This is a genomic window from Kitasatospora sp. NPDC059827 (assembly GCF_042731675.1).
Lineage (GTDB): Bacteria > Actinomycetota > Actinomycetes > Streptomycetales > Streptomycetaceae > Kitasatospora.
In genome coordinates, this window is record NZ_JBHWIV010000027.1 from 66,675 (window position 1) to 91,732 (window position 25,058).

Sequence of the window (25,058 nt, forward strand, 5' to 3'; positions counted from 1 at the left end):
GGCCGGCGCCGCGGGGAACGCCGAGGAGCGGCCCGCCCCTTCCGAGGGCGGACCGCTCCGGTGTCACCGGGGCGACGGCTGTCACCCGGGCGACGTCGTCACAGGCCGACCTGCGCCGAGCAGCGACGGAACGGGACCGGGGGGAACCAGCCGACGGAGTCGTTGCCGCAGACGTAGACGCTGGTGAGACGGGTGTGGTACTTGATCGCGCTGGCCTGGTTCTTCGCCAGCTGGAACTCGTGGACCTCGCCGGAGGCGGTCTTCACGAAGGCGCTGGCCCCGTTGAAGCGGGTGCCGGTGGACATCCAGACCCAGCCGTCCGAGCAGTTGTCCACCTGGACCTCGACGTCGTAGAAACGCAGCGGGCGGGTGCAGCCCGCGGTGGCGGCGGTGCCCGCCGAGGCCGGAGTGGCCGCGAGCGCGGTCAGCGCGGACACGGCGAGGCCGAGGACGGCGACCGTCTTCGGCAGCTTGCCCGACAGAGACTTCATGGGGTGGCTCCAAGCATTCGATGAGCGTTCCGAGCATGCGATCCGAGCTGTCCGCTCGGGCCGTGCCCCCACTGTTCTCGGAGCGGCGCACCCGTGGCATCGGTCATTTGACTGTCGATGTGCCGGAAACGGCAGGTGGGCCGGGCGAGGTCCTCCGTATCCTTGGCCGGTCACCACACGCGTACGAACATGAAGGAGAGACCCCTCGTGGCCAGCCCGACCGAGACGCTCGAGTTCCAGGCGGAGACCCGCCAGCTGCTGCAGCTGGTGATCCACTCGATCTACTCGAACAAGGACATCTTCCTGCGCGAGCTGATCTCCAACGCCTCCGACGCCCTCGACAAGCTCCGTCTGGAATCCCTCACCGACACCGACCTCGCAGCCGACACCTCCGACCTGCACATCACCCTGGAGGTCGACCGGCAGGCCCGCACCCTGACGGTGCGGGACAACGGCATCGGCATGACCCGCGAGGACGTCGTCGACCTGATCGGCACCATCGCGAAGTCCGGCACCGCCGGCCTGCTGGCCAGGATCAAGGAGGCCAAGGACGCGGAGGCGGCGCAGAACCTGATCGGCCAGTTCGGCGTCGGCTTCTACTCGGCGTTCATGGTCGCCGACAAGGTCACCCTGCACACCCGCCGCGCCGGCACCGAGCAGGGCACCGCGTGGGAGTCCGACGGCGAGGGCACCTACACGATCGCGCCGGCCGACGGCCTGCCGGCGGGCACCTCGGTGACGCTGCACCTCAAGCCGGCCGACGGCGAGGACGGTCTCGGCGACTACCTGGCGGGGTGGAAGATCCGCCAGATCGTCAAGCAGTACTCGGACTTCATCCGCTGGCCCATCCGCATGGCCGCCGAACCCGCCGCCGAATCCGCCGCCGTGGGCGGTGCCGAGGCCGAGGCCGAGACCGTGGCCGTCGCCGAACCCGCAGTCGAGCTCGAGACGCTGAACTCGATGAAGGCCCTGTGGGCCCGCCCCCGCAGCGAGGTGACCGAGGCCGAGTACCACGAGTTCTACCAGCAGATCAGCCACGACTGGCAGCCCCCGGCCGAGACCGTCCACATGCGCGCCGAGGGCACCTTCGAGTACGAGGCGCTGCTGTTCATCCCCGCCCACGCCCCGTTCGACCTGTTCTCCCGCGACACCAAGCGGGGCGTGCAGCTGTACGTCAAGCGCGTGTTCATCATGGACGACTGCGACGCGCTCATGCCGAACTACCTGCGCTTCGTCAAGGGCGTCGTCGACGCCCACGACCTGTCGCTGAACGTCTCCCGCGAGATCCTGCAGCACGACCGCCAGATCACCGCGGTCCGCCGGCGACTCGTCAAGAAGGTCCTCACCGCCTTCAAGGACATGCAGGCCGCCAACCCCGAGGCCTACGCCACGGCGTGGGAGCAGTTCGGCCGGGTGATCAAGGAAGGCCTGCTGGAGGACCGCGACAACACCGACGCGCTGCTGCCCCTGGTCTCGGCCGCCTCCACCCACGACGCGCAGAAGGCGACCACGCTGCGCGAGTACGTCGCGCGGATGAAGGACGGCCAGGACACCATCTACTACCTGACCGGCGAGAACCGCCAGATGGTGGAGAACTCCCCGCACATGGAGGCCTTCACCGCCAAGGGCTACGAGGTCCTGATCCTCACCGACCCCGTCGACGAGGTCTGGACCGACCAGGTCCCCGCCTTCGAGGGCCACCGCTTCCAGTCCATCGCCAAGGGCCAGGTCGACCTCGGCGACGACGCCGACACCGACGGCGACGACGAGGCGAAGGCGCAGAAGGCCCGGCGCGAGGAGGACTTCGCCGCCCTCCTCACCTGGCTGCAGGCCACCCTGGCCGAGCACGTCAAGCAGGTCCGCCTCTCCACCCGGCTCACCACCTCCGCCGCCTGCCTGGTCGGCGACGCCCACGACCTGACCCCCACCCTGGAGAAGATGTACCGGGCCATGGGCCAGGAACTCCCCACCGTGAAGCGGATCCTGGAGCTCAACCCCACCCACCCCCTGATCACCGCCCTGCACCGGGCCCACGGGGCGAAGTCCGACGACCCGGTCCTCACCGACATCGCCGAACTCGTCCACGGCAGCGCCCTGCTCGCCGAGGGCGGCGACCTGCCCGACCCGGCCCGCTTCACCCGCCTCCTGACCGACCACCTCACCCACAGCCTGTAACCCCCGGCCTGTCACCGCGGCGGCCGGCCGTACTCCGGGCCGGCCGCCCGCCGACCCAGGGCGGCACGGGCCCGCGGTGTGCCGCCTTGTGACCGGTCACTACCCACGTCGTTAATCTTTGTGACCCGGCCCGGGGACAGCGTGACGGGTCATGGACATGATGTTCTCCGGGGCGCCGGCTACCAGTTGGTAACCCGCGTTCTTTGACGGACCACCAGGAATTCCACGACTCGGGGGAACCATGCGCACGTGCACGTCCCGGCTGCTCGCCGCCGCCGTCACCGCCGCCCTGGCCGCCACCGCCGTGGCCGCCACGACAGGCCCGGCCGCCGCGGCCCCCGCGGCCGCGCGCTCCGCCACCGCGAGCGACCCCTTCTACGCCTACGACGGCAGCACGCCACTGGCCTCGCTCGCGCCGGGCACCGTGCTCAAGACGCGGACCCTGCCGTACCACGTGCTCGGGCTGCCCACCCCGGTGACGGCGATCCAACTGCTCTACCGCAGCACCGACGCGCAGGGCCGCCCCAGCGCCAACGTCACCACCGTGGTGCGCAGCCTGGCCGGGGACGGCAGCAAGGCCGTCTCGTACCAGTCCTTCTACGACTCGCTCGACCCGAAGGACGGCCCCTCCCGCGCGGTGGCCGGCGACGTCAGCATCAGCGGTCTGATCCCCAACGTCGAGGCGCTCTTCCTGGTGCCGCTGCTCGCCCAGGGCTACAACGTGGTGCTCCCCGACACCGAGGGCCAGAACGCCGACCTCGCGGCCGGCCCGGAGTACGCGACCAACACCCTGGACTCCATCCGGGCCGCCACCCGGTCCCCGGAGACCGGCATGGGCCCCGACACCCGCTTCGGGCTGATGGGGTACTCCGGCGGCGCCGTCGCCACCGGCTGGGCGGCCGCGCTCGCGCCGAGCTACGCGCCCGAGGTGAACGCCAAGCTGGTCGGCTACACCGAGGGCGGGCTGCTGGTGGACCCGGCGCACAACCTCAAGTACGTGGACGGCTCGCTGGTGTGGAGCGGCATCACCCCGCTGTCCGTGATCGGGGCCTCGCGCTCCTTCGGCAGCGACCTGACGCCCTACCTGAACGACTACGGCCGCTCGGTCTACCAGCAGCTGGAGCACGGCTCGATCGTCGACGCCCTGGGCCATTACCCCGGGCTGACCTGGAAGGCGATGGTCAAGCCCCAGTACGCCGACCCGAACTCGGCGCCGCCCTTCGTCGAGGCCGTCAACCGGAACAACCTCGGCTCGGCCCCCACCCCGACCGTGCCCGGCTCCATCGCCCAGGGCAACGGCGGCGTCCTGGAGGGCACCTTCGCCAGCCCGCCCGGCATCGGCACGGGCGACGGCGTGGCGGTCGCCGGGGACGTGCGGGCCCTCGCCCGCCAGTACTGCGCGACCGGCGCCGCAGCGGTCGCGTACCAGCAGTACGACCTCCTCAGCCACTTCGGCGTCCCCGTCGTCTGGGCCCCGCAGGCCGTCGGCTGGCTGGGCGACCGCTTCGCCGGCCGCCCCGCCCCCTCCGACTGCGGCCACATCCCGCCCGGCAACTCCCTCACCCCGGAACAACCCGCCCCCGGCCACTGACCCGGAAGGGGACACGAGGCGCCCGGCAGCGCCGAACGCCGTCATGACACCGTCATACCGGAGTACCACAGCGGGACTTGGCACTCCGGTACGACGGCTTGCGCCCCTCCTCGCCCGTAGCGTCGCCCGTGTCGGAAGTGACCACGGGAACGAACGAGGGGGAACGGTGATGAACAGGCGAGGACGGGCCGCGGCAGCCGCGGCGGCGGTGCTGCTGGCGGCGACGGCCACGGTGGGTGCGGCCGGGGCGCCGGGCGCGGCGGCGGCGCCGCAGCGGGCCACCGAGCGGCAGGCCAGGGCCTGGCTGCCGCAGCCCACCGGGCCGTACCCGATCGGTACGACCGCCCTGCAGCTCACGGACGACGGCCGGGACGACCCCTGGAAGCCCGGACAGCACCGCAAGCTGATGATCAGCCTCTGGTACCCGACCACCCGCCCCGCCACCGGCGAGGACCGCGCGCCGTACATGGTCCCCGCCGCCGCCGACCACTTCGACAGCGCCGGGAGCATCGGCCAGCGCGAGAACGGCTTCGAACCCGGCCGCACCGACTGGGCGGGCATCCGCACCCACGCCCGCGTCGACGCGCCCGCCCTCCCCGGCGGCAAGCGGCCCGTCGTGCTGTACTCGGCGGGCTTCGGCGCCCCGCGCACCTGGGGCACCGCCCTGGTGGAGGACCTCGCCTCCCGCGGCTACGTCGTCGTCACCGTCGACCACACCTACGAGGCCTCCGAGGTCGCCTTCCCCGACGGGGACCTCGCCACCTCCGTCTTCCCCGCGCTCATGGACCAGCCCGGCCTCGACCAGGGCGCCCTCCTGCGCAAGATGCTGCAGACCCGGGTCGACGACACCCGCTTTGTCCTGGACCGGCTCGCCGGGCTGCGCCACGACGAGCAGCTGCCGTCCGGCCTCGCCGCCTCCCTCGACCTCGACCGGATCGCCGCGGTCGGCCACTCCGGGGGCGGCTCCGCGGCCCTGCAGACCATGCACGACGACCCGCGCCTCAAGGCCGGCGTCGACCTCGACGGCCAGCTGCACTTCCCCGGCCCGGACGGCAGCGGCGTCCAGCTGCCCCTGCCCACCGTCGCCGCGGACGGCCTGACCCGGCCCTTCCTGCTGATGGGCACCCAGGAGGCCGACTCCGGCAGCTACCACCAGCAGCCCGGCTGGGACGCCCTGTGGCAGCACAGCACCGGCTGGCACGCCGACGTGACCCTGGAAGGCTCCCGCCACGGCTCCTACACCGACGCCCAGCCCCTGCTGCCCCAGCTCGCCCGCCAGGGCGCCGTCACCCCGAAGGCCGTGTCCGCCGCAGTCGGCGACGTCCGCCCCGACCGCGCCGTCCTCGCCACCCGTTCCTACGTGGCGTCCTTCCTCGACCGCTGGCTGCGCGGCCACGACGACCACCTCCTGGACGGCCCGTCACCACGCTTCCCCGAGATGCGCTACGAGCGGTAGCGCGCGCCGGTACGGCGCCCGGCAGCCGCCCAGCCGCCCAGCCGCCCAGCCGCCCAGCCGCCCAGCCGCCCGACCGCCCGACCGCCCAGCCGCCCAAGTCGCCCAACCGCCCTACGGCCGTACCCGGTTGTCGGTCGCCAGCACGTCGCCCGGCACCGTCGAGCCCACCTGGCGCCGCAGCGCGCCGATCGCCGGATCGGCGATGGAGACGGTGAGCCGGTAGGGCGGCTGGCCGGTGACGGTGTTGTGCGCGTCGGTCGGTGCCACCAGCCGTTGCTGGACGGCGAAGCCGTCGAAACCCGGGCACAGGGCCTCGGGCGGGAGCGTCACCCGGGCGGACGCGCCGCCCTCGGGCCCGACGTGGACGCTGCCGCCCGGGCCGGCCGGGGCGTCGTCGTCGCCGTGCGTCAGCGGGAGGCCGTGGGCCCCGCCGACCAGGCCGTCCGGGCCCTCGATCTCCACCGCCACGCCCTGCGGACCGAGCGGCGCCGACAGGTCCAGCGCTCGGCCGCCGGGGCCCGGGGCGAGAGCCAGGTCGATGGTGAAGTGCCCCGGGTCCTGCGCCGAGTCCCGGGAGAACCCGTAGGAGCTGAGCACGAGTTGAGGCCCTGGCGCAGGGGTGTCGGCCGGTGACCCGGCGAAGGTGAAGGACGCGGGCGTCGGCTCGAAGTGGTGGAAGCCCGTGGCGCCGCACCTGGCGCCGTCGGAGACCCCGCCGCCGGGCAGCGCGACGTCCGCGGTCGGCCGGGGCGCTCCGGGCACCGGCCGCGGGTCGCGCATCGACCGGCCGTCCCCGTTCAGCACACCGGCCGGGTCCATCCCGACCGCGACGGCCAGCAGCGCCGCGAAAGCGGTGACCGCGATCAGCACGGTGCGCCGGCGCCCGGGCCGCAGCCACCGCGAGCGCCCCGCGCCGCGAGCCGCGCGGGGCGCCGGCCCGGGCGTCCAGCGGCGGCCGCCCGGGTCCACCGGCGGCTCCTCCCGCCACCGCGCGGCGAGCATCCGGGTCCGGGCGGTCGGCTCCTTGACGGTGGCCTCCCCGATGAACCGCTCGTCCAGGACGAGCCCCTCGAACGGATCGGGTGTCGCCCGGCCCGGCGCTATCGGCTCCGGCTCACGGGAAGAGGGCTGCTGGGGATCATCGGCGCTTGACACGGCGCCAGTATGCCCGCCCGCTCGGACACTTCGCGCCCCACCCACCGGCCGGCGCCGCCCCACCGGGCCGCGCGACCTGTCCGGGAATTCAGGAGGGGAGGCCCACCACGTTCTCCGCGGTGGCGTTCAGATCGCACCACACGGTCGAGGTCCCACCGCTTTCCACGCGGTTGCCGTAGTGGTGGTACCGGCCGTAACCCGGCTTGTAACACGTCACATCCGCGACGAAGGGCCCGTTGGTACACCTGATCGACGCACCCGCGTGCCCGCCGCTCCCGGTGAAGAACTGCTTGTTGCCGCAGCTCAACGCCGTCGGGGCGGCCGAGGCCGACACCGACGAGACGCCGACGAACCCCGCACCGGCCAGGGCCGTGGCCAGGGCGAACGCCGCAACCCGCTTCCGAGTCCGCATCATGATCCTCCTTCGTATCCAAAGGGATTGGACGAATTCACCCTAGGATTACGAATGGCGGAGGCGGTAGATGCATTCGGTGAAATGGCTCAAAGGCGGCATTTCCCGTGCAAACATCACCCCATGTTCGAATTTTGACCAGGAAAAGCACCGCCGAACACCCGCGGCGGAGCAGCGGCAGCGGTGGCGGGATTCGCACGGTGCCGCGCCCGTCCGACCGGCGGCAGGCGGTGTGCCGGCCGCCGGTCGGATGCCCGGAGCCCGTGGTGGCGTGAACGGCCCCGGGCCCGGCCCTGGCCCCGGGGCCGGTCGGGGCCGGTTCCGTCAGGGCAGGTAGCGCTCGAGCGCCGCGGCGCCCTTCTGCTCGATCTGCTGCCTGGCCCACTCGAGCCGCTCGTGGGTGATGTCCTGCCCGGAGGCCATGACGAGGTCCTCAGGGTCGAAAGGCCGCTCACCTCCGGTGAACAGCCGCTGCGGGGACGCCTTCGCGTCCGCGCCCTCCCCGCCCGCGGGATCGCTTCCTACGATCGGACTGCCCATGGCTACCTCCCTGGTCGGCCTCCTCCAAGGGTGCCGCCGATCCGCCCCCACCGCTTCCCGTCGGCGTACGAACCACCCCGCCGCCGCGCCCCGGCCGCCCGACCGCCGGCACTGGCCATCAGCCGACTTCCCGGGTGCCTGCCGCATCGTCGGTTCGTGCCCGGGCCCGGGACATCCCGGCTACAGGCCGATGTCGTAGCGCCCGGTCTCGTGCAGCCAGGCCAGGTGTCCGGCGATCTGGTCGTCCAGTCCGCGCGTGTAGCGGGTGAGGATTTCGCTGCCGCGCCGGCGCAGGGCGGCCGCGAGTTCGGTGTACCGGGCCGTGTCGTGTTCGATCTCCCGGGCCGTCAGGTCGATGCCCGTCTGGACGCTGTGACCGTGGTGGTGGGCGAGGACCATGGGCAGGTTGGCGATGTGGCCGCGGGCCACGTCGCGCGGGCAGCCGTACACGTCGTTGGTGAGCCCGATGATGCGGATCGCCAGGTCGGTCAGTTCCCTGACCTGCGGGTCGAGCACCAGGGCGGTCGGCATCTCGAAGCCCTGGGCGACCTCGGTGAGGACGAAGTGGTGGTGCAGGTGGGCGATCAGGTGCCGGATGCGCCGGTACTCGGACACCGGCGGCACCGTCCGGTGCTCGGCGTAGGCGGCGTCGGCGGCCGCTCCCACACTGTAGTGGAGCATCCCCTTGCGGATGCGCAGGACCTGTTGCGGGGTCGCCGCCTGCTCGATCCGCTGGAACAGGTCACGGTAGGCACGTTCGATCGGGACGTCGTGGGGCACCGGGGCGTGGGGGTCCTCGGCGATGGCTTCGCAGGCCAGCAGGTGTTCCGACAGGTCCGTGGTACGGCCGGCGAGGCCCAGGCCCTCGGTGTAGCGGTCGTCCTGCACGGTGGCCCATACGCAGAACCGCGTCGCGATCAGCACCCGTTCCACGTCGCCTTCCGGGATCATCCACGCGTAGGTGCGGCCGAGCGTGGAATGGCGCAGGTATGTCTCGTCCGCGTCGGTGCCGATGATGCCGACGTCGCGAAGCCATGCCAGAGTGCGCTCCTCCAACTCGTCGGCGCGGGGGTGAAGCCGAGGGGGTACCGGAAACGAGATCCGGGGGAGCACCAGTTCCCTGGCCAGGTCACGCCTGTCCTCCCGGGGCGCGGGTGCGGGCCTCATCGGGTGTTCCCCCCGCTGTCGTGGCCGTTCTCCCGGTGATCCAGGTGCCGGCTCGCCGTGCGCACCGCCCGGTGGGCCCGCGCGAGCGGCTCGGCGCAGAAGGCCCGGGCCGGTCCGTCCGACAACGCGGCCAGATAGGCGTCGGCACCGCTCAGCTCCCGGCGCGCGTATGCGGCCAGGTCCGCGGCCCCCCAGCCGTCCGGCCAGAAGTCGACACCGCGGGCCGCGTCCTCGTCCCGGTCGATGAGGATGTTGACGCTCTGCAGCGCCCGTCCGTAGGCGACGCCCAAGGTCCGGTCGGTGCGGGTGCCGTCGTGCCAGGCCCACAGGTCGGACAGCAGCAGGACCAGGGTGCCCGACACCGCGTAGGTGTACCGGTCGAGGTCGGTGCCGGTGCGGACGGTGAATCCGCCGGCGGCCCACTGGGCCATGCGTTCGGCCATGGTGGCGAAGGTCTCGTACACCCGGGGCCCGATGTCCGGCGGGGGCAGTGCCGTCCACTCCCCGATGCGCAGGGTCACTGCGGGCAGTACGCCGACGTGCTCCCGGAACAGCGTGGCGAAGTCACTCTCGGTGAAGCGGGTCTGCAGCAGCCGCCCGACGCCACGCAGCAGCACGCCCTTGTCCTCGGCGGCCAGCGACGAGTGGTCCTCGATCTCGTCGATCGCCCGCATGAGCAGGTAGGCGCACGTGACCGCCTCGTTCAGCGGAGCCGGCGTACCGATGACCGGCCCGTACCAGGTAGTGCTGTACTCGCGCACCACGGCGTGCGCGTCGTCGAGCAGGGTCATGACACCCCGTACCTCTCTTCGCGGGTCGGGCGACGACGGTGGGCCCTCGTGCCGCTTCCGGCCCCCGGCTTCGCGGAGCTGTCGGGGCAGCAGGCCGTTCGGGCAGACCTCGCGCGCCCCTGCCTGCAGCAGACCGCATCTCGGCTCGATGTCAATCCTCCTGACCGGAAGTCGACTTCGGCACAACGGACGGGCCGGGCACCGCCGCGACCGGTGGCCGTCGGATCAGTGGCCCGGCGGCCACCTTCGTCACGGACGCCGAACACCTCTACCGCTTGTCCCCGGACCACGCCGAGGTCGCGCAGTGGGACCGGGCCACCGGACACCGGGCCGCGATCGGTGGCCCGGCCGATCGCCTCTTCACCGGACCCGCCGGGCTGTTCGCCACTGATCCCGGCAACGACCACGTCACCCGCTACAGCGGCAGCCCCGGTTCCTGGACCCCGATCGGCGAGACCGCCGCGGAGACCGCCGTCACATGATCCTCATCGAGGGGCAGGGCGTCAGCGGCTCCACCATCTCGGCGGATGCCGGAGGCGAGCCGGCCCCGGCGCCACGCGGACACGCCCGCCCACCCCGGTCTTCCCCCAGATCCGGCCCCCGCTCCGGCCGCACCACCCCGTCCGAGGGGATGTCGGAGGCCCCTGCGAAGATCGCGGCCATGGAGCTCCCCACCGCCCTCGCCGGCCTCGACGACCACCCCTGGGCCACCGTCGACCACGCCTACGGCCCCGCCGAGGACCTGCCCGAGTTGTTGCGCGCCTTCGCCGAGGGCGGCGAGGACGCCGAGGAGGCACTGGACGAGCTGTACGGCTCGATCGTCCACCAGGGCACCGTGTACGCGGCCAGCGTCGACGCCGCCCCCTACCTCGCCCGGATCGCGGCCTCCGGCAGCCAGAGCGTCGACGCGCTCCGGCTGCTCGGCTGCCTCGCCGAGAGCGAGGACGAGCACGGCGTCGAGCCGGGCGCCGTACGGGCCGCCGTCGCCGCCCAACTGCCGCTGCTCATACCGCTGCTGGCGGACGAGGACGCCGACGTGCGGCAGGCGGCCGGCTGGACGGTCGGCCACACCCGGGACACCGGCACCGCCCTGCCCGCCGTCCGGGCCCACCTCGCCACCGAGACCGAACCCGCCGTCCGGGCCGAACTCCTCACCGCCTACGGCCGATTGGACCGCAAGGGCGCCGCCGACCAGGCCCGCGCCCTGCTCACCCCGGACACGCCCGCGCCGCTGCGCCTGGCCGCCGTGTTCGCCGCGCTGGACGCCGACGAGCCGTGGCTCGCCGCCCACCACGACGCCGTCCTCGGCCTGCTGCCCGCGTGCGAGACCGCCCGGTTCGGCCACGCGGACGAGCACCGGGAGCCACTGCGCACGATCGTCGGGCACCTGCTGGAGCGGGACGCCGAGGCCGACCGCGAGAGCGCCCTCGCCCTGCTCGACGCCGCCCTGCGCGACGAGCGCCCCGAGGTGCGGGCCGAGGCCCTGTGGGCGGCCGACCGCGCCTGCGCCCTGTCCCGCAGCGCCCCGCAGCGGCTGGTCCCGGCGATCGTCCCGCTCGCCGCCGACCGGGCGGCCGCCCAGCTGCTGGCCAAGCTCGGCCCGGCCGCCGCCGAGGCCGCGCCCGTCCTCGCCGAACTCGCCGCACGGCCGGACGCCCAGCCGGACAACGGGCCGGGCAACGGGCCGGACGACGAGCCGGGCGACGAGGCGGCCGACCAGGCCCTCGCCGCGCTCGTCCTGGTGGCGCCGCGGGCCGCCGCCCCGCTGCTGGCCCGGGCCCTCGGCCGGCGCCCGCGCGCCATGCAGAGCGCCGCCGGGTCCTACGCCCCGGCCGACGCCCCCTTCCCGTTCGACCCGGAGCTGTTCGCCGCGGTCCGCGCCCGCCTGGCCGCCAAGACCCTGGAACGGCCCGCCTCGGAATGCCAGGACTGCGGCTGCACGACGGTCAAGGACAACAACGACATCGCGGGCCTGGTCCACCTGCTGCGCCAATGGGGCCCGCAGGCCGTCGGGGCGCTGCCCGAACTGTGCGCCGTGCTGCCCCGGTTCCCGTACGCCGCCACCGCGATCACCGCCGTCGCCGCCGACGGCGGACCGGAGCAGCGCGCGCAGGCCGCCACCGGCCTGCGCACCGAGGCCGGGAAGCTCCTCGTGGCCCAGGCACTGCACGAACTGACCGGCGAGAGCGGACCGTTGCTGGCCGCCGCCGAGGCGGCGTTCGCCACCGGAGTGCGCGGCGCCGGCGACGGGGCCCAGGCCGCGGCCGCCCTCGGACCGGCGGCCACCCCTCTCGTCCCGGCCCTGCGGGAGGCGCTCGGCCGCACCGCCGAGCGCGACACCACCCCGCAGGTGGACACCGACCTCGCCCTGGCGCTCGCCCTGTGGCGGATCACCGGGCAGGCGGCCGAAGCCGTCCCGGTCCTGGCCTCGGTGCTCGACAACAGCCGGGGCCGGCAGTGGTTCCGCTGGACCGCCGCCCGCGCCGCCCGCGAGATCGCCGCCCTCGGCCCGGCCGGACGCCCACTGACCGCCCGCCTCGAATCCTTCCTCGACGACCCGACCCTGGCACCCTCGGCCGTCCTCGCCCTGCTCGCCGTCGGCGACCCGGCCGTCCTCGACCGCACCCGCCTCGCCGAAGCGGCCCTGCACTCCGCCGAGACCCACGCCGACCTCAAGCACGCCGTGGAGGCCCTGCGGGCCCTCGGCACCTCGGCCCTGACCCCGGAACAGCACGACCGCCTGACCGCGCTCGCCACCCGGGACCGCCGCCTGGTCCTCTCCGGCGCCGACCACGCGATGATCCGCGAGGACGAACACCTGCGCACCGCACTGGCGGCCCTCCTCGACCCGACCGCCTGAGACGTGCCGTCCCCGGTGTCCCCGGCCTCGTCGGGGACACCGGGGACGCCGGCGAGGCCGGGCGCGGCGAAGCCCCGCCGGGCGGGTGCTCGGCGGGGCTTCGTGTCCGCGTGGGGGCGGCGGGTTCCGGGGGAGGGGTGTCAGGCGCGGGCGTCGATCTTGCCCTGGAGGGCGGCGAGCAGGTCCTTGAGGATGCCGGCGGTGCCCTCGTCGGTCAGCTCGCCCTGCTCGTCGAAGCGCTCGTGCGAGCGGAAGGCGACCAGCTCGGGCTTGACCACGACGTCGCTGTCGGTCCAGACGAAGACCTGGCGCAGCGCCAGCTGGGCGCGGACGGAGCCGAAGTTGGTGGGGGCGGCGCCCATGATCGCGGTGGGCTTGCGGTGCAGCGGCAGGCCCTCGCTCTTGCTCCAGTCGGTGCTCAGCCAGTCCAGGGCGTTCTTGAGGACGCCGGGGACGGAGTAGTTGAACTCCGGGGTGGCGATGAGCAGCCCGTCGGCCTCGGTGACCTTGCGGCGCAGCTCGTCGACGACGGCCGGGCGCTTGCCGGGGTGGTCGAGGTCGTAGTCGTACGGCGGGATCTCGCGCAGGCCGTCGTAGATCTCGATCTCCATGCCGGCCGGGTTGAGCTTCCGGGCGGCGCGCAGCAGCGCGGTGTTGTGCGAGTCGGCGCGAAGCGAGCCGGAGATGGCGAAGACCTTGGACGCGCTCATGACGGTGCTCCTTGCGGTGTGCGTGTGGCTGCCGGGGCGGCGGTGGTTGTTCCGACGCCGAGAAACCTAAACCGTTCAGTTCAATGCGTCAACCAGACAGTTCAGTCTTGACTCTGAACTGGCTCGTGTAGTTCAGTCTTCGGCATGACGACGACTCAGCCCGCCGCGGCCCAGGCCGCCCCCGTCCGCTCGACCACCACCGTCATCGACCCCGTGCACACCTTCGAGGGCGCCGGGTTCCCCGTCCGCCGCCCGTTCCCGGTGGCCGAGCTCCCGATGCTCGACCCGTTCCTGATGGTCGACCAGACCGGTCCGCTGCTGCTCGCCCCCGGCGAGGCCAAGGGCGCCCCCGCCCACCCGCACCGCGGCTTCGAAGCGGTCTCCTACCTCATCGAGGGCTCGATGGACTGGGCCGACTCGACCGGCCGGCGCGGCACCAGCGTCGCCGGCGAGGTCGAGTGGCTCACCGCCGGCGCCGGCATCGTCCACTCCAACGAGCCGACCGCCGAACTGCTTGCCCACGGCGGCCGCCAGCACATGCTCCAGATCTGGGTGAACCTGCCCGCCCGGCTCAAGGACCTCCCGGCCCGCAGCCAGAACCAGGGGCCCGACACCATCCCGGTGGTGCACACCGAGGACGGCAGCCGGGTCAAGGTGATCGCGGGCCACAGCCACGGCGTGGCAGGCCCCTTCGAGACCCACCTGCCGGTCCTGCTCGCGCACGCCGTGCTGCCCGCCGGCGGGCGGGCCGACTTCACCGTGCCGACCGGCCACAACGCCGCCGTCTACGTGCTCTCCGGCGCCGTCGAACTGCCCGACGCGCCGCTGACGGACGGCCAGCTCGCAGTCCTGGCCCACGACGGCGAGCGGATCACCGTCGCCGCGCCGCACGGACCGGCCGAGGTGCTGGTCCTGGCCGGCGAGCCGATCGGCGAGCCGGTCGCCCGCGGCGGCCCGTTCGTGATGAACACCGCGGCCGAGCTCCGGCAGGCCCAACTCGACTTCTCCAACGGGAAGTTCGGGCGGATCCCGGAATGAAACCGGGAGCACTGAACACGACGGCAGGGGCGGACGCCCGCCCCGCGCAGCCGCCGACGGACAGCACCGGCCGGGGCGCACGGGGGTCGCTCCGGACCGGCCTGCTGCTCGCCGCGCTCGCCGCCCCGGGAGCCGCCGGACTCTCCAGCCCGAGCCTCGTCCTGCCCGCCGTCGCGCGGGAACTGCACACCGGCCCCGGCCCCGCCGCCTGGCTGATGAGCGGCTACGGGCTCGGCATGATGCTCGGCACCCCGCTGCTCACCGCCACCGCCGGGCGGCGCGACCCCCGGACACTGCTGCTCGCCTCCGCGGGGGCACTGCTGCTCGGCGTACTGGTCACCCTCGCCGCCGGGGCGGACCTCGGCCCGCTGGTCGCCGGGCGCGCCCTGCAAGCGGTCGGCGCGGCCGGGTTCAACGTGGCCGCCTTCCAACTGGCCGCGCGCCAGCCGGACGGCCGCGCCTCAGGGGTCGTCGCGATCGGCAGCGCGGCGGGCGGCACCGCCGGCCTGTTCATCGGCGCGGCGGTGGCGACGGGGCTGGGCTGGCGGACCTGCCTGGTGCTGCCGGTGCTGACCCTGGCCGTACTGCCGGCCGTACTGCGCGGATGCGCCGGACCGAAGCCGGAGCCGACACGGGATCCGACACGGGATCCGACACGGGATCCGGTACGGGATCCGGTACGGAAGCCCGCGCGGGGCCCGGGCGCGCAGGCGCCGCGCCGCTCGTTCCTCGGCCTGGACGCCCTGGCGGTGCCGCGCTTCCGGGCCGTCGCCGCGGTGATGCTGATCCTGGCGACCGTCAACTTCGGCCTGGTCTACGGCGCACCCCGGCGGGCCGCCGCGCTCACCGGCTGGAGCACCGTCCAGACCGGCGCCGTCGGCTCGCTCGCCACCCTGACCGGCGCGCTGCTCTCCTGGTCGCTGGTGCGCGCCGCACCCCGACTCGGCCTGCGCCGCACCACCGGCCTGCTGCTCGGCGGCTCCTTCACCGCACTCGCGCTCGCCGCGTTCGGCCCCTGGGCACCGCTGGTGCTGCTGGGCGCCGGGGCCAGCGCCTGCGTCAACGCGGGCGGCCAGGGCATCCTGACCGGCGCCGCAGCCGAGGCCGTGGCACCGCAGCGGCGACCGGAGGCGATCGGACTGTTCAACCTGGTGTTCCTGCTCGGCGCGGCACTTGGCCCGCAACTGGCGGTGCTCGCCGAGCGGATCGCCGGGCTGGGCCCGTAACCCGCCCCGCCGACGCCCCGACCGAGCACACTGACCGAGCGCGCTGCCCAGCACCGCCGGGCCCGACCCGAGCACACCGACCGAGCGCGCCGGCCGAGCGGACCGACCGAACCGTTCAGTTTCATATACTGGCCCGTACCGTCTCCCCCCGAGCACCCCGAGGAGAACCCGATGGCCGCCGACGACCCCCAGCCGACCGACGAGTTCGGCATCCCGATCATCCCGAGCCCGGTCGACGCCGCCCAGCGCCGCCGACAGGCCATCATCGACGCGGCCCTGGTCGAGTTCCTGAAGGAGGGCTACTCCGCCGCCTCGATGGACGCCATCACCGCGCGCTCCGGTGTCTCCAAGGCGACCATCTACAAGCACTTCGGGAACAAGGAACGGCTCTTCCTCGCGGTGATCGGCGGCATACTGCCCACCACCTACGAGGACCTCAAGCCGTGGAACTCCACCATCGCCGAGGCTGACGACCTGCGCTCCGCACTGATCACGCTCACCCTCGACTGGACCCGCATCCTGCTGCGCCCCGACATCATGTCGCTGCGCCGGCTGGTGATCGGCGAGATCGACCGCTTCCCGCAGCTGGGCCAGCTCTGGTACCGGGTCAGCTACGACATGAACAACGGCCCGCTGATCGAGGCCTTCGCCGAACTGGACCGCCGCGGCGTGCTCGCCGTGGAGGACCCGGCGCTGGCCGTGCAGCAGCTGGTCGCCTGCACGGTGGGCGTGCCGCAGCTGGTGCGCACGTTCCGCCCGGAGGCTGAATTGGACGAGGCCGCGATGCACCGCACGATCAGCTCCGGGGTCGACCTGTTCCTGGCCCGGTACGCACGGGAGCAGTGACCGCGGCGACGGCGGGCGCGGCGCCCGGGGCCGCCGCCACGGCCGGACCGGCGACCGGCCCGCGCCGGTACCGCCGCAGCCCGGCCACCACCAGCAGCACCGCCGTCCACGCGCCGGTGCAGAGCACCTGGCTGCGGCTGCCCGGGTCCACCAGCATGAACACCAGCACCCCGGCCATCGCCGCCAGCGCCCCGTAGCCCAGGTACGGGAAGCCCCACATCGAGGCCGCCTGTTGCTGCCCGTGCTCCTGCTCCTGCCTGTCCGTGCGCCGCTGCCGCCGGCCGTGCAGCCGCAGGTAGGAGGCGGCGATCAGGATCCAGACCACCAGGATCGCCGTCCCGATCGAGTTCAGCAGGAACGGGAAGACGGTCCGCGGCCACAGCAGGCTGAGCACCACCGACCCGAAACCGAACGCGGCCGAGGCGAGCACGGCCCGCCCGGCCCCGACCAGCGCGCCGCCGCCCGCACCACCCGAGTCCTCCACCCCACCACGGCCGGTCAGCAGGCGCGGCGCGTCGCCGCGGGCCGCGAGGGCGTGCAGCATCCGCGAGGAGCCGTAGATGTTGGCGTTCATCGCCGACAGCAGCGCCACCAGCACGACGGCGTTCATCAGCTGTGCCGCGCCCGGCACCCCGATCCGGCCGATCGCCGCCGCGTACGGGCCGCCGGCGACCGCCGGGTCGTCCCACGGCACCACGGCGACGATCACCGCCATCGAGCCGATGTAGAACAGCGCCACCCGCCACAGCACCGTGCGCACCGCCCGGCGCACCGCGGCCACCGGGTCCGCGCACTCGGCGGCGGCGATGGTCACCGTCTCCAGCCCGCCGTACGCGAACACCGCGGCGATCGTGCCCACCGCGACCCCGTGCCAGCCGTGCGGCAGCAGGCCGCCGTGCGCGGTCAGGTTCTCCGTGGCCGGCGTCCGGCCGGTGAGCACGGCGGCGGCGCCGAGCAGGACGAACGCGCAGATCGAGGCCACCTTCACCCCGGCGAACCAGAACTCCAGCTCGCCGAAGTGCCGCACACCCGCCAGGTTCGTCCCGGTGAACAGCGCCATGAACGCCGCCACCCACACCCAGGCCGGCACCTGCGGCAGCCAACCCGCCACGATCCGGGACGCCCCGATCGCCTCCGCGGCCACGCTCACCACCAGCAGCGCCCAGTACATCCAGCCGGCCAGCAGTCCGGCCCACGGCCCCCAGGCGCGGGTGGCGTGCGCGGCGAACGCCCCGGAGCCGGGGCGGGCGGCGGACATCTCGCCGAGCATCCGCATGACCAGCACCGTGAGCACCCCGGCCACCACGTACGACACCACGATCCCGGGCCCCGCCGCGGCGATCCCGACGCCGGAGCCGACGAACAGCCCGGCTCCGATCGCACCGCCCAGCGCGATCATGGCGATGTGGCGCTGTCTCAGCCCACGACTGACCGACCGGTCCTCGGACATCACGGCTCCCCCCGTTGTGATCCAACCGGGGGAGATCTTGGCCCCGACCACCCGTCATGATCAAGCCCCCGGTGGAACCCCGGTGCAACCCCGTCCGGCGGGTGTCGGCGGCAAGGCACCGTGGATCAGGACAACGCCCGTGCCATTGCTACCAGTTGGCCCAGAGGAGGTTCCAGCCGCCGAGGCCGTTGTCGGGGGCGACGGTCTTCTCCTTGGAGTTCACGACCGTGACGACGTCGCCGATCAGCGAGCTGTTGAAGAACGACCCCGCGGGGGAGGTGTCGCTGCCGCCCTCGACGTCCTTGAGCGACACGCAGCCGTGGCTGGTGTTGGCCTTGCCGAACGGGTCGCCCTTGTACCAGTAGTTCCCGTGGAGGTAGGTGCCGCTCGTGGTCAGCCGCATCGCGTGCGGGGCGGCAGGGATGTCGTACTCGCTCCCCATGCCGACGGTCCGGGAGTTCATGTGAGTGACCTTCTCCTTGGACATGACGACCATGGTTCCGCCCCAGGAGGGGTGCTTGTCGTCGCCGAGGGTGGCGGGCACGGTGGTGCTCCCGTCGTCCCGCACGATCGTCAGCTGGTGCGTGGCCGCGTCCGCGGTGGAGACCTGGGAGCGGCCGATGGTGAACGGTTCGTCCTTGTCGAGGTCGCCCCAGACACCGGGGGCGATTTCGACGTTCTTCAACCGGTAGTGGATGGTGACCTTGGTGTTCGGCTTCCAGTACTTCGCCGGCCGGAAGTCGATCCGGTTGTCGCCGAACCAGTGGCCCTTCACCTCGGTGCCGTTGTCCGTCTCGAAGGTGATGGCCTTGGCGACGGCGTCCTTGTTCACGACCCTTCCGCCGAAGTCCACCTCGACGATCATGCCCACGCCGTAGGTCCGGCCGTCGGCGATGTTGTCGTTGGCGGACATCTGCTTGCCGGGTGAGGCGGTGGTGAAGGCGCTGGTGGCCGCGGAGACCAGGCCGTCGGCGTCCTTGGCCCGGGCGTTCACCGTGTACGCCGTGCCGGGGGCGAGCGAGGCGGCGGGCTTCCAGCCGGTGCCGTCCGGGGTGATCGAGCCCTGGACGGGCTTGCCGTCCTTGTCGGTCACGTCGACGGCGGTGAGCGTGCCGTGGGAGACGGACACCTGGAGCGCGGCCGGTGCGACGTTGCGGGCCCCGTCCTTGGGCTCCACGTCCAGCACGGCGCTCGACGTCCTCGGCGTCGCCGCGGCGCCCGCCCCGCCGGGAGCACCGGAGGGCGCCTCGGACGGGACGGAGGCGGCGGAGGCGGCGGACGCGGCGTCAGCGCTCTTGTCCTGGCCGTCGCCGCAGGCCGCGGACATCAGCAGGACCCCGCCCATCGCCAGTGCCACCGCCCCGCGGTGGAGGCGGTCGTCGGTGCGTATCGCGGCCCGTGCCGCCCGAACAGTGCTCACAGTTGCTCCCTCTCGGTGTTCGCCGTCAGCTTGTGCGCCGGTTCGTCCCAGCGGCAACGGTGGGCCGGCGATCAGGGACGCGGGGACGCGTTTACCCTCTTTGAGCTGGGACGACGTAACCTGCCTGGAACGCCCCGCAGGGCGTGCCGGGATGCCGGGGCCGGTGCAGCGGCCCTCCCCGGCGGCGGTTCGCCGAACGGGGTGGAGGACCAGTGGCGGAGGGGGCCGGGGACATGCGGGAGGCGGACGAGGTCGCGCGGCTGCTCCAGGAACTGAAGGGCCGGTCGGGGCTGAGTTACGGCGCGCTGGCGAAGCAGCTGAACGTGAGCACGTCGGCCCTGCACCGCTACTGCAACGGCGAGGTGACGCCGGTGGAGTTCACCCCGCTGGAACGCCTCGCGCGGTTGTGCCGGGCGACGCCGGAGGAGCGCACCGAGCTCTACCGGCTGTGGGTCATCGCCCACACGGCGCGGGGGAGCCGGGAGTCCTCCGTTCCCGCCCCCGCGGCGAACGCCCCGTCACCGGCTCCGTCAACGGCCCCGGTGACGGTCCCGTCAGCGGCCCCGACGGGCACCCCCGCCGAGCCGCGGCGGCGGGTGCGCCGGAGCGTGCTCGCCGCCGTGACCGCCGCCGCGGTGCTCGCCACCGCCGGGGCCGTCGCCGCCCGCCTCCAGACCCGCACGGGAGGCGACCCCGCCTCCGCTGCCGCCCCGGCGGCGGCCGCCGGAGCAACCACGGGCGCGACCGCCGGGGCGACCACGGGTGCGACCGCGCCGGGGCCGGCCGGCCCCGCGGACCGGGGTGCGAGTGCCCCGATCACCGTCGCGGTCCGCCCGGCCGGCCGGGACGACGCGTGCGACCAGTACGTGGTCGACCGTCCGCCCGCGGAGGTCCCCCGCCCGCCCGCGCCGGCGGACGTCCCCGCCTGGGTCTCCGAGGTCGGCGCGGTCCCCGGCCACTACACGTCGATCGAGCTCGTCGTGCAGGGCACCGGCGACGACCCCGTGGTGCTGACCGCCCTCGACGTCCGGGTCGCCCGGACCGGGGCCCCGCTGGCCTGGAACGCCTACTCCATGGGCGAGGGCTGCGGCAGCGGAGTCGACCTCCGCTCGTACGACCTCGACCTGGACGCCGCCCGCCCCCGCCCGGTGGTGACCGAGGGCAGCGCCGGCCTGCCGGTCGAGGTGAGCGAGCGGGACCCGCAGGTCATCGAGGTCACCGCCGCGACCACCTCCCACGACGTCAGCTGGTACCTGGAACTGGAGTGGTCCAGCGGCACCCGGAAGGGCACGCTGACCGTCGGCCCCGGCGGCGGCGCGCCGTTCCGCACCAGCGCGGTCAAGGGCCGGCCGCTGTACAGCTACCCGGTCGGCGGGAAGGCCTGGGGCCCGAGCCCCTTCCAGCGGTGACGACCGCGCCCGGCACCGCACCGCACCGCAGGCGACCTCCCCGGCCCGGGGTGCTCAGCCGCGCGGCGGTCGCGCGGTCGCGCCGGAGGTCAGCCGCCAGAGCCCGGCCAGCTCGTAGTAGAGGCCGTTGACCACCTGGAGGAGCACCAGCGTGACCGGCCACAGCAGCGCGCCGAGGCCGGGCACCGCGTCCACCGGCAGGGTGTACGCCATCACGACCCGCGCGGCGGCGTCGAGCAGCATCGCCGCGCCCCAGATCGCGGTCGAGACCCGCCAGATCCGCCGGAAGGCCGGTTCGCGTTCCCACAGCACGTCCCAGGAGGTGCCGTCGGAGCGGAACCGGCCCTCCAGCAGCGGCCGGCCGGCGTGGAAGAGCAGCGGACGCCTGGCCCTGATCGAGACCAGGAACCAGAGCCCGGCCACGCCGGTCAGCCACCCGTCCTTGGCCAGCAGGAACCGGGGGCTGCCGCTGACCAGCGCGGCCGCGACGCCGAGCAGCATGGTCCCGGCGATGAATCCCGCCATGCCCTCCAGGCTCCGGGTGCGCAGCCACCGCACCGCTGTGGTGAGCGCGGGCAGGACGGCGCCGGCCAGCAGCGCGCCGAAGACGCCGACCCCGGCGGCGCGCAGCCCGTAGTACACCGCGATCGGGACCACGACGTCCCAGGCGACGCCGAGCAGCAGGCGCCGGCCGCTGGGCCGCGGCGGCGGCGCGGGGGCGTCACCGTCGGCGCTTCGCGTGGGGGGCACGGCGTCCTCCGGGGCCGGGGAAGGCCAGGGTAGCCCGCGAACTCGCCCCCGGCCGCGCGTCGTTGGTCGTGGTGGAACCGGCCGGTCAGCGCGGGCGGTAGCGCCGGTAGCGGACGTACAGCACGATGCACGTGATCGCGCCGACCGCGCACACCGGCAGGCTCAGCCCGACCGCCATGATCACACCGTCGCCGACGCCCTGCACGGTCTCCTCGCGGAGCATCCCGTTCGCGTCGGTGATCGTGCGGGTGGTGTCCGCGTGGCTCGCGAGATAGGCGACCATCGAGACCCCCGCCAGCAGGAACACCGCCGCCCCGGCCAGGAACCAGCCGCCCGCCCGATCCTGCCACTCGTCCCCTTGCAGCCGCCGCGCCCGGGGGCTGTGCTCCAGCACCGCGCGGCCCAGGCCGAACGCCCCGGCGGCGTGCCCGTCGATGTACAGGCGCGCGCCGCCGTCGAGGGCGAGGCGGCAGCGGTAGTCGTTGCCCAGCCGGCGGGCGAGGCCGTGGATCCTCGGGGTGCCGGGGATCGTGATCGACACGATCCGGCTCCACTCCCAGCCCACCGCGCCCCGCCGCGAGCCGTGGACGATCCCGCGCTCGCGGACCTCGAAGTACTCTCCCGACCCGCCCCGTACCGCGCGCCACGCCTGCGTCACGGCGACGTACAGCGCGCCCAGGGACAGGCCGATCACCAGGCCGATCGCCCGGCCGCCGCCCGGACGGCCGTCGTCCGCGGCGACCAGCGCCCACAGCCCGAGCCAGCCGCTGGGCACGGCCACCACCAGCGCCCACACGGCGTTGCGCCACCGCGCCCGGGTGTCCACCCGGTGCCTGCTGAGTACGGCGCCGAACAGGTCAGTCATCTCGGCCTCGCTGATCATCCGCACAGTGAAGCACCAACACCGGCTCCGCTCAAGGGCGTTCACCCGCCCTCGACCGCCCGCAGGACTCCCTTCCGCAGACCCCCTCCCGCAGGTGTCCGGTCAGCGCTGGCCGACGCGTTGCTGTCCGGTCCGGCGGGAGTCGGCGACGATCGGGAAGGCGTAGTCCCGCATCCGGCTCTCGTACGCGCCCACGGCCCGGGCCAGGCCCGGGCCCGGGCCGGTCGCGTCGGCCAGGGCGCGGCTGAGTTCGGCGGCGTCGCGGACGGCGGTGTTGGCGCCCATCGCCAGGACCGGGCTCATCGCGTGGATCGCGTCGCCGATCAGCGTCACCGGGCCCGGCTCCCAGGGCGGCACGGGGGCGGAGGTGGAGATGCGCAGCGGGAAGAGCGAGGCGGTGTCCCACCGGGCGAGCAGGCGGTGGACGTCCTCGTGCCAGCCGTCGCCCAGCAGCCGCAGCGCGAGTTCGCGCAGGGCGGCGGGCGGCAGCGTGCGCAGGTCCGCGGGGGCGGGCATCGCGGGGTGGTCGGCGGGTGCGCCGACCATGCACGCGAGGTAGTCGGGGGCCGGGGGCAGGTCGAGGGCGGGGGTCCGGGCACGGCCGGCCAGGTCGGGCCGGGTGGCGAACTCCACCGGTCCCAGGCCCAGATGGGCCTTGCCCGGGCCGTCGGTGACCACGGTGAAGATGCTCTCGAAGGCCCAGCCCGGCAGGGCTTCGCGGGCCCGCCCGTCCAGCGGGATCCGGCCGTAGACCAGCCGCAGGCCGGCGTCCTCGACCCGGGCCGCGGGCAGCAGGAGCCGGCGCACCGTCGAGTTGACGCCGTCGGCGCCGACGATCAGGTCGCCGGTCGCGGTCCGGCCGTCGGCGAAGCAGGCGGTGACCCGCCCGTCGTCCTCGTGCCGGTAGGAGGCCAGCCGTGCGCCGTGGTGCACCCGGTCGCCCAGTCCGAGGAGCATGATCCGACGCAGCGTCGGCCGGTCGAAGGCGCGCGGACCGACGCCCGCCGCCTCGAAGCCCGCCGTCGGGTCCGCGGTTCGGTCCGCCAGGACCTCCAGATGACGGTTGCGGACCGAGACCCGGGCCGGCGGTGCCCCGGCCGTGGCCAGGCAGAGCCCGAACAACTCGGCGGGCAGGCACTGCCGCAGGGCGGTGAGGCCGGGCTCGTCGAGTTGGATGCGGTAGCCCTGCGGCCGGGCCCCGGGACGGGCGTCGCGCTCGTGGACGGTGACGTCGACGCCTCGCTCGCGCAGGCCGTGGGCGAGCGCGAGCCCGCCCAGTCCGGCCCCGATGATGATCACACGGTACGGAAAAAGCACAGTCCTCTGCCTTCGTTCAGGACGACGAAGGAAGCACCGGGTTCCTCGCAGAGGAACGAACACCGTGTGGGGCGCCGCTCAGAAACACCATTCAGGAGCGGATTTTTTCGCGCATTCCAGCCAGCGCCGACGACCGTAGCACACCCCGAAACGGCCCGACCCCGGCCCGACCCCGGCCCGGCCCCGACCGTTCACGCGGGCCTGGTCGCCTTGCCGTCCAGCCAGAGCGTGTCGGAGGCGTCGCGGTGCGACCCCGTGGTGCCCACGTGCCGGGCGTCGATCTTCGCGCCGTGCTTGAGGACGTGGACGAGGGCCATGCCGTGGCCGCGGCCCAGGCCGTAGTCCTCCTTGAGCCAGGCGAGGATCACCCCGGCCTTCGTGGCCGGGGCGTCGAAGCCGCGCTGCTCGGCGAGCGCGACGAACTGGCGCGGCGTCAGGCCGGTCCTGGTCTCGATGGTGTCGAGGTACGCCTGGAAGGACATGTGTTCTCTCCTGCTCGTGTCGGTGTGTTCAAGGGGTAGACCGGCCCGGGCGGCGAAACTCATCGCCCGACGGCCGGGAACTTCCCGGACCGGGCCCGCGGCCCGAGTGCCGCCCGGCGGCCCCTCGCGTACATGTGCGTTTGTTAACATCGCGGCCCGCGCGGACACTTGGGGGGCCGCGCACGGGGAGACGGAGCGAGATCCATGAGCGTGCCCACCGAAGTCTCACGGTTCCGTCTGGGCCACCGGACGAGCATGAGCCGCACCGAGGGGCTGCGCAGCACGACCTACCACTCGCAGTGGCACCTGTTCCCGCTCGGCGCGAGCCGGCGCCCGGAGTCGGGGTCCGTCGTCCTCGACGCGTACTGCGGCGACTGCCGCCTCCCCATCAAGGTCGTGCTGGAATCCGAGCCGACCGCCGCACAGAAGCAGCGCACCCGCACCACCTCCGGCTGGCTCCTGCTCGCGGCGGGCATCGCCCTCATCGCCGTCGCCTGCCTCGTCGGCGGCGGCGGAGCCGTCCCCGGCCTGTCGGGCGTGACCGGCCTGGTGGCCGTGCTCATCAGCTTCGCCGTACGCAACGCGGGAAAGACCTACCCGGGCGTCCACCTGGACCGCAACCAGCCCGCCGGCAAGGACACCCCGCACCGGATCTTCGTCCACTGACACCACCCGACGGCGCGGGCGGGGAGGCCCCGCCCACCCGCGCGGCGCCCTGTTCCCGTACGTGGGTGAACGACGCCCCGACCTTGCGGGCCGTCTGAGTGGCCGAATTGTCACCTTCTGTACTCGGGTGCGCGGTGTGTGGTGCGATGCCGACGTGTGAATCCGGGGGCGGGCGCGGAGACCGACGCCCGCCCCCGGACCCGTGGACGGTCGAAGGGAAACC

Annotated in this window: 23 protein-coding genes; 10 read left to right on the forward strand and 13 right to left on the reverse strand. The window is 73.9% G+C overall.

The window, feature by feature from the left end; genetic code table 11:
• Nucleotides 1-98: 98 nt before the first annotated feature.
• A complete protein-coding gene (locus ACFV8H_RS19090) occupies nt 99-491 on the reverse strand; it encodes a hypothetical protein (RefSeq protein ID WP_380401148.1) in 393 nt (130 codons plus the stop codon).
• Between the two features lie 207 nt (nt 492-698).
• Between ACFV8H_RS19090 and htpG the strand changes: the two genes are divergently transcribed.
• The 3 genes from htpG to ACFV8H_RS19105 all read left to right on the forward strand — a co-directional run bounded on the left by htpG (nt 699) and on the right by ACFV8H_RS19105 (nt 5,713).
• A complete protein-coding gene (htpG, locus tag ACFV8H_RS19095; RefSeq protein ID WP_380401150.1) occupies nt 699-2,666 on the forward strand; it encodes a molecular chaperone HtpG in 1,968 nt (655 codons plus the stop codon).
• Between the two features lie 241 nt (nt 2,667-2,907).
• Nucleotides 2,908-4,257: a lipase family protein gene (locus ACFV8H_RS19100; RefSeq protein WP_380401152.1), complete on the forward strand. Its 1,350-nt coding sequence runs from the start codon at nt 2,908-2,910 to the stop codon at nt 4,255-4,257.
• Nucleotides 4,258-4,426: 169 nt separating this feature from the next.
• Nucleotides 4,427-5,713, forward strand: coding sequence for an alpha/beta hydrolase family protein (locus tag ACFV8H_RS19105; RefSeq protein ID WP_380401154.1), 1,287 nt, complete (start codon nt 4,427-4,429; stop codon nt 5,711-5,713).
• A 111-nt stretch (nt 5,714-5,824) separates the two neighbouring features.
• Here the strand turns inward: ACFV8H_RS19105 and ACFV8H_RS19110 are convergent, their stop codons facing one another.
• The 5 genes from ACFV8H_RS19110 to ACFV8H_RS19130 form a co-directional block, all read right to left on the reverse strand.
• Nucleotides 5,825-6,868, reverse strand: coding sequence for a hypothetical protein (locus tag ACFV8H_RS19110; protein WP_380401156.1), 1,044 nt, complete (start codon nt 6,866-6,868; stop codon nt 5,825-5,827).
• Nucleotides 6,869-6,956: 88 nt separating this feature from the next.
• Complete coding sequence (locus ACFV8H_RS19115; protein WP_380401158.1) at nt 6,957-7,280, reverse strand: hypothetical protein; 324 nt, start codon at nt 7,278-7,280, stop codon at nt 6,957-6,959.
• Between the two features lie 324 nt (nt 7,281-7,604).
• Nucleotides 7,605-7,820, reverse strand: a complete 216-nt coding sequence (locus tag ACFV8H_RS19120; RefSeq protein WP_380401160.1) for a hypothetical protein — start codon at nt 7,818-7,820, stop codon at nt 7,605-7,607.
• A 180-nt stretch (nt 7,821-8,000) separates the two neighbouring features.
• Complete coding sequence (locus ACFV8H_RS19125) at nt 8,001-8,987, reverse strand: hypothetical protein (RefSeq protein WP_380401162.1); 987 nt, start codon at nt 8,985-8,987, stop codon at nt 8,001-8,003.
• A complete protein-coding gene (locus tag ACFV8H_RS19130) occupies nt 8,984-9,778 on the reverse strand; it encodes a squalene/phytoene synthase family protein (protein WP_380401164.1) in 795 nt (264 codons plus the stop codon). Before ACFV8H_RS19130 ends, ACFV8H_RS19125 begins: the two co-directional genes overlap by 4 nt.
• A gap of 275 nt (nt 9,779-10,053) precedes the next feature.
• On the opposite strand from ACFV8H_RS19130, the gene ACFV8H_RS19135 reads away from it, so the two are divergent.
• Both ACFV8H_RS19135 and ACFV8H_RS19140 read left to right on the forward strand, forming a co-directional pair.
• Complete coding sequence (locus tag ACFV8H_RS19135) at nt 10,054-10,260, forward strand: hypothetical protein (RefSeq protein WP_380401166.1); 207 nt, start codon at nt 10,054-10,056, stop codon at nt 10,258-10,260.
• 179 nt (nt 10,261-10,439) lie between these two features.
• Nucleotides 10,440-12,638: a HEAT repeat domain-containing protein gene (locus ACFV8H_RS19140; protein ID WP_380401168.1), complete on the forward strand. Its 2,199-nt coding sequence runs from the start codon at nt 10,440-10,442 to the stop codon at nt 12,636-12,638.
• A gap of 140 nt (nt 12,639-12,778) precedes the next feature.
• Here the strand turns inward: ACFV8H_RS19140 and ACFV8H_RS19145 are convergent, their stop codons facing one another.
• Nucleotides 12,779-13,348, reverse strand: coding sequence for an NADPH-dependent FMN reductase (locus tag ACFV8H_RS19145; protein ID WP_375895067.1), 570 nt, complete (start codon nt 13,346-13,348; stop codon nt 12,779-12,781).
• Between the two features lie 144 nt (nt 13,349-13,492).
• Between ACFV8H_RS19145 and ACFV8H_RS19150 the strand changes: the two genes are divergently transcribed.
• The 3 genes from ACFV8H_RS19150 to ACFV8H_RS19160 all read left to right on the forward strand — a co-directional run bounded on the left by ACFV8H_RS19150 (nt 13,493) and on the right by ACFV8H_RS19160 (nt 16,458).
• Nucleotides 13,493-14,386, forward strand: coding sequence for a pirin family protein (locus ACFV8H_RS19150; RefSeq protein ID WP_380401170.1), 894 nt, complete (start codon nt 13,493-13,495; stop codon nt 14,384-14,386).
• Complete coding sequence (locus ACFV8H_RS19155) at nt 14,383-15,612, forward strand: MFS transporter (RefSeq protein ID WP_380401172.1); 1,230 nt, start codon at nt 14,383-14,385, stop codon at nt 15,610-15,612. Before ACFV8H_RS19150 ends, ACFV8H_RS19155 begins: the two co-directional genes overlap by 4 nt.
• Before the next feature lie 171 nt (nt 15,613-15,783).
• Complete coding sequence (locus ACFV8H_RS19160; protein ID WP_375895075.1) at nt 15,784-16,458, forward strand: TetR/AcrR family transcriptional regulator; 675 nt, start codon at nt 15,784-15,786, stop codon at nt 16,456-16,458.
• Here ACFV8H_RS19160 and ACFV8H_RS19165 read toward each other — a convergent pair.
• Both ACFV8H_RS19165 and ACFV8H_RS19170 read right to left on the reverse strand, forming a co-directional pair.
• Nucleotides 16,409-17,908: an amino acid permease gene (locus ACFV8H_RS19165; protein WP_380401174.1), complete on the reverse strand. Its 1,500-nt coding sequence runs from the start codon at nt 17,906-17,908 to the stop codon at nt 16,409-16,411. The two genes, ACFV8H_RS19160 and ACFV8H_RS19165, sit on opposite strands and share 50 nt — an antisense overlap.
• Before the next feature lie 148 nt (nt 17,909-18,056).
• Nucleotides 18,057-19,328 carry an Ig-like domain-containing protein gene (locus tag ACFV8H_RS19170; RefSeq protein WP_380401176.1) on the reverse strand — a complete coding sequence of 424 codons (1,272 nt, stop codon included), beginning with the start codon at nt 19,326-19,328 and terminating at the stop codon, nt 18,057-18,059.
• Nucleotides 19,329-19,561: 233 nt separating this feature from the next.
• Here ACFV8H_RS19170 and ACFV8H_RS19175 point away from each other — a divergent pair, with 233 nt between their 5' ends.
• Complete coding sequence (locus ACFV8H_RS19175; protein WP_380401178.1) at nt 19,562-20,737, forward strand: helix-turn-helix domain-containing protein; 1,176 nt, start codon at nt 19,562-19,564, stop codon at nt 20,735-20,737.
• Nucleotides 20,738-20,791: 54 nt separating this feature from the next.
• On the opposite strand, the gene ACFV8H_RS19180 is transcribed toward ACFV8H_RS19175, so the two are convergent.
• From ACFV8H_RS19180 to ACFV8H_RS19195, 4 genes are all read right to left on the reverse strand, one after another.
• Nucleotides 20,792-21,487, reverse strand: a complete 696-nt coding sequence (locus tag ACFV8H_RS19180) for a VC0807 family protein (protein WP_380401180.1) — start codon at nt 21,485-21,487, stop codon at nt 20,792-20,794.
• A gap of 85 nt (nt 21,488-21,572) precedes the next feature.
• Nucleotides 21,573-22,370: a hypothetical protein gene (locus ACFV8H_RS19185; RefSeq protein ID WP_380401182.1), complete on the reverse strand. Its 798-nt coding sequence runs from the start codon at nt 22,368-22,370 to the stop codon at nt 21,573-21,575.
• Nucleotides 22,371-22,472: 102 nt separating this feature from the next.
• The gene (locus ACFV8H_RS19190) at nt 22,473-23,669 is read right to left on the reverse strand and encodes an FAD-dependent oxidoreductase (RefSeq protein WP_380401184.1); all 1,197 of its coding nucleotides are present in this window, start codon (nt 23,667-23,669) and stop codon (nt 22,473-22,475) included.
• Between the two features lie 209 nt (nt 23,670-23,878).
• Entirely contained in the window at nt 23,879-24,169 is a 291-nt protein-coding gene (locus ACFV8H_RS19195) for a DUF4287 domain-containing protein (protein WP_380401186.1), read from the reverse strand.
• A gap of 255 nt (nt 24,170-24,424) precedes the next feature.
• On the opposite strand from ACFV8H_RS19195, the gene ACFV8H_RS19200 reads away from it, so the two are divergent.
• Entirely contained in the window at nt 24,425-24,835 is a 411-nt protein-coding gene (locus ACFV8H_RS19200) for a hypothetical protein (protein ID WP_380401187.1), read from the forward strand.
• Nucleotides 24,836-25,058 lie beyond the last annotated feature (223 nt).